The following is a 5,029-nucleotide window of genomic DNA, read 5'->3' on the forward strand; positions in this document are numbered from 1 at the left end:
GAATAAATGTGATGAGAACATTAGGCAGCCAAACCAGATTTATAATTTTTAAGCATCTTTTTAAGAAGCCCTCTCGCTACATGTATTTTGGTTTTTACCGTGCCTAATGGGATATCGAGCTCAGCAGCAATTTCATGATATTTATAACCTTCAAAATAACGGCAAAAACAAAAACGGCAATCTTCTGGCAATGCATTTAATGATTTTTGGATGTCCTCCATCATAAACTTTGCCGCACCACCATTAAATGATGCGCTTGGAACCAATTGGATGGAAGTTAAATCCTCTTCCTGCTGGATCATTTCATTTTTCCTTTTTACCTTATAATAATGATTAAGAAAGGTATTTTTTAGAATTGTAAAAAGCCAAGCGCGTACATTACTTCCCATTTCAAACTTAGCAGAAAACCTAAACGCCTTCATAAAGGTGTCCTGAACTAAATCAGCAGCATCGTCTTCATCACGCGTATACGCTAATGCGCGGTCAAAAAGTGGTTGTCTGTATTGGTATATGTCACAATTGAAATTTAATGTTTCCATGATTCGCTTTAGGTATGATGTAGATATTCAACAAACAGTACCATGCAATGTTATTTGTAGAAATACCCGATTTTTTACGGTTTATTTAAAACACTAAAAAATTGCCCTAAAACGATCAAAAATACTAGGCTACATAACCATTTCGCATAGCAAAACGAACTAAAGAAGCAGAGTTTTTTGTACCCGTTTTACTGATTAAAGCCTCTCTCTGGCTCTCTACTGTCCGCCTGCTTAAGTACAATTTGTCCGCTATTTCCTGATTGGTCAACCCATCTGCGATGAGTTTTAATACATTAATTTCGCGTTCAGAAAAGTTGATTTCAGTATTCATTTTTTGCGAAAGCATATTTAACTGGGTATTAAAACGCTCTAAAATGGAGATGCATAGATTAGAAGAAAGATACCGTTTTCCTTTCATTACATGCTTTAGGCAAAACAGCAATTCATCTTCCTCAATATCTTTCGATAGGTAAGCAAAAGCACCTGAGGTAAAGGCATTTGACGCATATTTTTCGTCATCTAAAATAGACAACACAACTACTTTTGTGCCATACCCCCGCTCCTTAATGGTACTGGCTAAAGCTATTCCATCGAGCCTGGGCATTACAATATCTGATAAAATGATATCAGCTTTTATTCCCTTTTCCAAAAGTTCCAAAACCGCTAAACCGTCTGATACTTCTGCAACAACCTTGATGCCTTCGTGTTTTTCTATAAGTGCTTTAAGTGAGGTTCGGATAATATGGTGATCATCCGCAAGAATAATGTTAATCATAACTCAAATATAACTTACACTGTTTTAAAATTAAAAAAGGCTACTTAGGCAGCTCAATATAGAAGGTAGTTCCAATACCAATTTTGCTTTTAAACCAGATTTTTCCCTGGTGCAACTCAACAATTGCTTTGATTATTCCCATGCCAAATCCTCCCGATTCTTCGCCTTTCAAACCTGGTCTTAAAGTTTCGGGCAAATGATCAAAAAGGCCGGCCTGCAACTCATCTGGAATTCCAACCCCATTATCGGCTACAGTAATTAAAACGGTACTTTCATATTCCTCGGCATGTAGAGTAATATTCCCATAATCGGCAGTAAATTTTATTGAATTTGAGATTAGATTATTGATTACCTGCATAAATTTCATGCTATCCAGGAGCAGGTAGATCTGTTCGGCAGAACTTGTAAATTTAATATTCTTCATTTTGCCTAGTTTCGATCGTTTGTAAAAACGAACCACATCCCTAAGTTCCCAGACCAAATCTGCCCGCTCCTTGCCGATTTCTATTACCGATGATTTTAAGAACTCCCTGTTAATCATGCTGCGTACCAAAAGCAGATTACGCTCACACATATCCAGAATAAAAGCTAGTGAGTTTATCATCTGCTCATCGCCTGTTTGAGCAATACCATTTTTCATAGATGAAGCAGTTAATTTCATCATGGCGAGCGGTTCTTTTAAATCGTGCGCCAATACTTCTAAGGTYATATTTTTTCGGGCGTTTATTTGTTCAATATGGATTTTATTGTGGCGCATTATCGTGGTATCTTCTACTGTGCCTACTAAATGCTTTACTTCCTCATCGGCAACGGCAAACACAATTACCCGCACATATTTTTCTCTATCGGCAAATATTAACCGGAATTCATATTTTTTCTCCGTACCTTCTTCCAGGCATTCTTTGTAACAAGACATTACATGTGCAACATCTTCAGGATGTACCCGTGCTAAAAGTAGCTGAGGATTAGCCGCAATTTCATCAAGGCCAAGTTCCCAAATTTTACTTATCGATTTATTGAGGTATGAAAAATTTTGTGCCGTATAATCGAAAATAAAATACCCATCAACAGAGCAGTCGCCCAGGTTACAAAAAAGCTCTTTATTTAATTCGACCATGATTTAATGTTTGATAATTTGCCACTAAACGATGTAATTATATCATCGGCAGCAACCACATCACAAACATCGCACGCCCTAAAAAGTTTTAATCAATAAATGCGTATAATACTTCATATGGAAACATGTAGATTACTCTTGATCCGTTTTTAGAGATATTAACATTTTCCACACGATGTGCAAAATTATTTTGCGGATCAAAACCAACTATTGCCTAAATTGTTAAGCATAAAAGAAAGATAAAAAAGTCCTGTGAGCGGGAGATCCGCGGAGGGCAGGCACACCATAGAGAAGACACTGTTCTCCTTACCAATAGCCATCGCACAGGTGGCTATTTTTATTATGTAGGAACTATTTTAAAATCACCCTTTTACCTGTTTGAGCTGATTTTTTCGCAGCCGCTAAAATTTTGACCACAATTAAATTATTCGGTAGCGATGATAAATCATTTGCTGGATTAATTTCTCCTTTTAAAACTGCAGACAGATAACTTAAATGGTTTGAATAAATTGGCTTCGATGTCTTAGCCTGATAAATTTTATAATCACCCTTCCCATTGTTCTTTAGCCTTAACGTTTTATCATTAACGGCCTGCATGTATCCATTTGCACCAAATACTTCCATATCTTTTATGCTAAAGGGCCAATTCCACGATGCTTCGATAATTCCCGTGGCCGATGGGTACTCCAATAAAATTGTTGCATCGTCATCAACATTCGGATAAACATCTTTTTTAATCTGATGGGTAATTGCGCTAACCGAAATTGGGGCTTTTCCATCCATTAACCAGGTCATTAAATTAGCACCATAACAGCCAAAATCTACCAATGCGCCTGCCCCGTTCTGATTGGGATCGGTTAACCAGCTTAAAAACTCAGCACTCACTCCAATTTCTTTTGGTCCCTGATGGCCATCGTGCACGATTATTTTGCGTAAGGCACCAATAGTATTGGCTTCCTTTACTTCCTTGTATAGCTCCTGATTACTCGGATACCAGGTAGTTTCGTAATTGGTGAGTACATGTACTTTATACTGTGCTGCTAGTTCAGCCATTCTTTCTGCCTGCTTAACTGTTATCGCCAACGGTTTTTCTACCATTACCGATATGCCGAGGGGAGCGGCAGCTTCTACTACAGCCAAATGTCCGCTTATGGCATTGTATGCCAAAACAACATCAGGTTTCTTTTTCTTTAATAAATCAGGAAGGTTATTATAAAATAGGCTATCGGAAATTTTATAACGGTTTTTAAACCTTTTAACCAGCTCAGGATTACTTTCGGCAATACCAATAATATTCACTTCAGCTTTTTGGTAGCTGCTCATGATGAGATAAACGTGATCGTGAGTTAGCCCTGCTATTGCCACATTTAATTTTTGCTGTGCTTTAACAGCGCAAGAAATAAGTAAAAAGCAAAGAATAAAGCCATTGGCTCTAAAAAAACACCTAATCAGATAAGTAGTCATCATACGCTTATTTCTAAAATTTGATGGTTACCAAATTAGAAATTTAAAAAAGCTCTTGATGCTAATACCTAAAAATATTACAATGTTGAAGATAGGAAAACGAAGTGGCCAGGATTAAGATATAAATAAAAAGAAAAATCTAACGGGATGACTTAGCTTATTCTATTAGTTAAAACCTTAGTTTTATTGATATAAAAATGTATCAGGTCTTTTATTTCTAAGTGGGAATTCCTTATTAATTGGATCTAGCTCTTGCTGCTCTTCTGTAATTAACAGGTCGTTGTATTTTTCTAGCAGATGAATATATTTATTCATCCAGAAATACACAGAATTATTATCCGAACCGATTTGTTTACCGGGATCTGCCGTTTGATTGATGGATTCGGGGTTGTACTTGGGGAAAGCTTCTGGAAATGCCGAAGAAAGATCCTGACCTAATAACTTGCCTACCTGCCAAATTACTTCATGCCCGATTCTGTCTTGACCAAACCAGTTGTAAATTGTTCTGCGGCTTACATTAAGTTTCCTTGAAAGCTCACTGATGCCCATGCGATCTCTGCGCACTAAGCGTTCAAGAATTTCTCCTTGTTTTAGTTGTTGTGTTGTCATTGAGATAATTAATTTTAAAAAAAATGAAAAAATAATTAAATCAGTTATCGGGGACGATTGACAATTCAAATGTAAGAATAAGTGTATAAGGTTGTATAAAAGGTGTTGATTTTTTGACATATGTCAAACTCCATCAGCGAATTACTGTGAAATACGCCTGAAATGAGCAGTTTTCAACCTCCTTTTTTCAAGAAATAACGTATTACTTTAAATACAATTACCGCAGAAATTGAAATTATTTGATCAAATCCTTATATTCATCATAAAAAAGACATGGCACAGAATAAAACTACCGAAAACGATTTAAGCGTTCCAGACTTTTTAAATACCATTCCAGATGAAAATAAAAGAGCAGATTGTTTTAACCTGTCAGATATCTTAAGTTTAACCACAGGTTTTAAAGCTAAAATGTGGGGAAATGCCATTGTTGGTTTTGGAAGTTATCATTACAAATATGAAAGCGGCCGGGAAGGCGATGCACCATTGGTTGGTTTTTCGCCACGCAAAGATGCCATAGCTTTATAC

5 protein-coding genes and 1 pseudogene are annotated in these 5,029 nt (G+C 36.6%); 1 reads left to right on the forward strand and 5 read right to left on the reverse strand.

From position 1 onward, the window contains the following. Positions 1–20: 20 nt before the first annotated feature. The 5 genes from AC1DND_RS19135 to AC1DND_RS19155 all read right to left on the reverse strand — a co-directional run bounded on the left by AC1DND_RS19135 (position 21) and on the right by AC1DND_RS19155 (position 4,504). Positions 21–539: an RNA polymerase sigma factor gene (locus AC1DND_RS19135; protein WP_057932132.1), complete on the reverse strand. Its 519-nt coding sequence runs from the start codon at positions 537–539 to the stop codon at positions 21–23. A gap of 124 nt (positions 540–663) precedes the next feature. Continuing rightward, a complete protein-coding gene (locus AC1DND_RS19140) occupies positions 664–1,314 on the reverse strand; it encodes a response regulator (protein WP_477584030.1) in 651 nt (216 codons plus the stop codon). A 40-nt stretch (positions 1,315–1,354) separates the two neighbouring features. Next, on the reverse strand, positions 1,355–2,431 hold the full coding sequence (locus tag AC1DND_RS19145; protein WP_477584031.1) for a PAS domain-containing sensor histidine kinase: 1,077 nt from the start codon (positions 2,429–2,431) through the stop codon (positions 1,355–1,357). Positions 2,432–2,782: 351 nt separating this feature from the next. After that, positions 2,783–3,898, reverse strand: coding sequence for a Gfo/Idh/MocA family protein (locus AC1DND_RS19150; protein WP_477584032.1), 1,116 nt, complete (start codon positions 3,896–3,898; stop codon positions 2,783–2,785). A 180-nt stretch (positions 3,899–4,078) separates the two neighbouring features. Continuing rightward, entirely contained in the window at positions 4,079–4,504 is a 426-nt protein-coding gene (locus AC1DND_RS19155) for a helix-turn-helix domain-containing protein (RefSeq protein ID WP_477584034.1), read from the reverse strand. Positions 4,505–4,777: 273 nt separating this feature from the next. On the opposite strand from AC1DND_RS19155, the pseudogene AC1DND_RS19160 reads away from it, so the two are divergent. After that, positions 4,778–5,029: pseudogene (locus AC1DND_RS19160) on the forward strand (DUF1801 domain-containing protein); the annotation flags it as partial.

Source organism: Pedobacter sp. 01N416 (assembly GCF_056399685.1).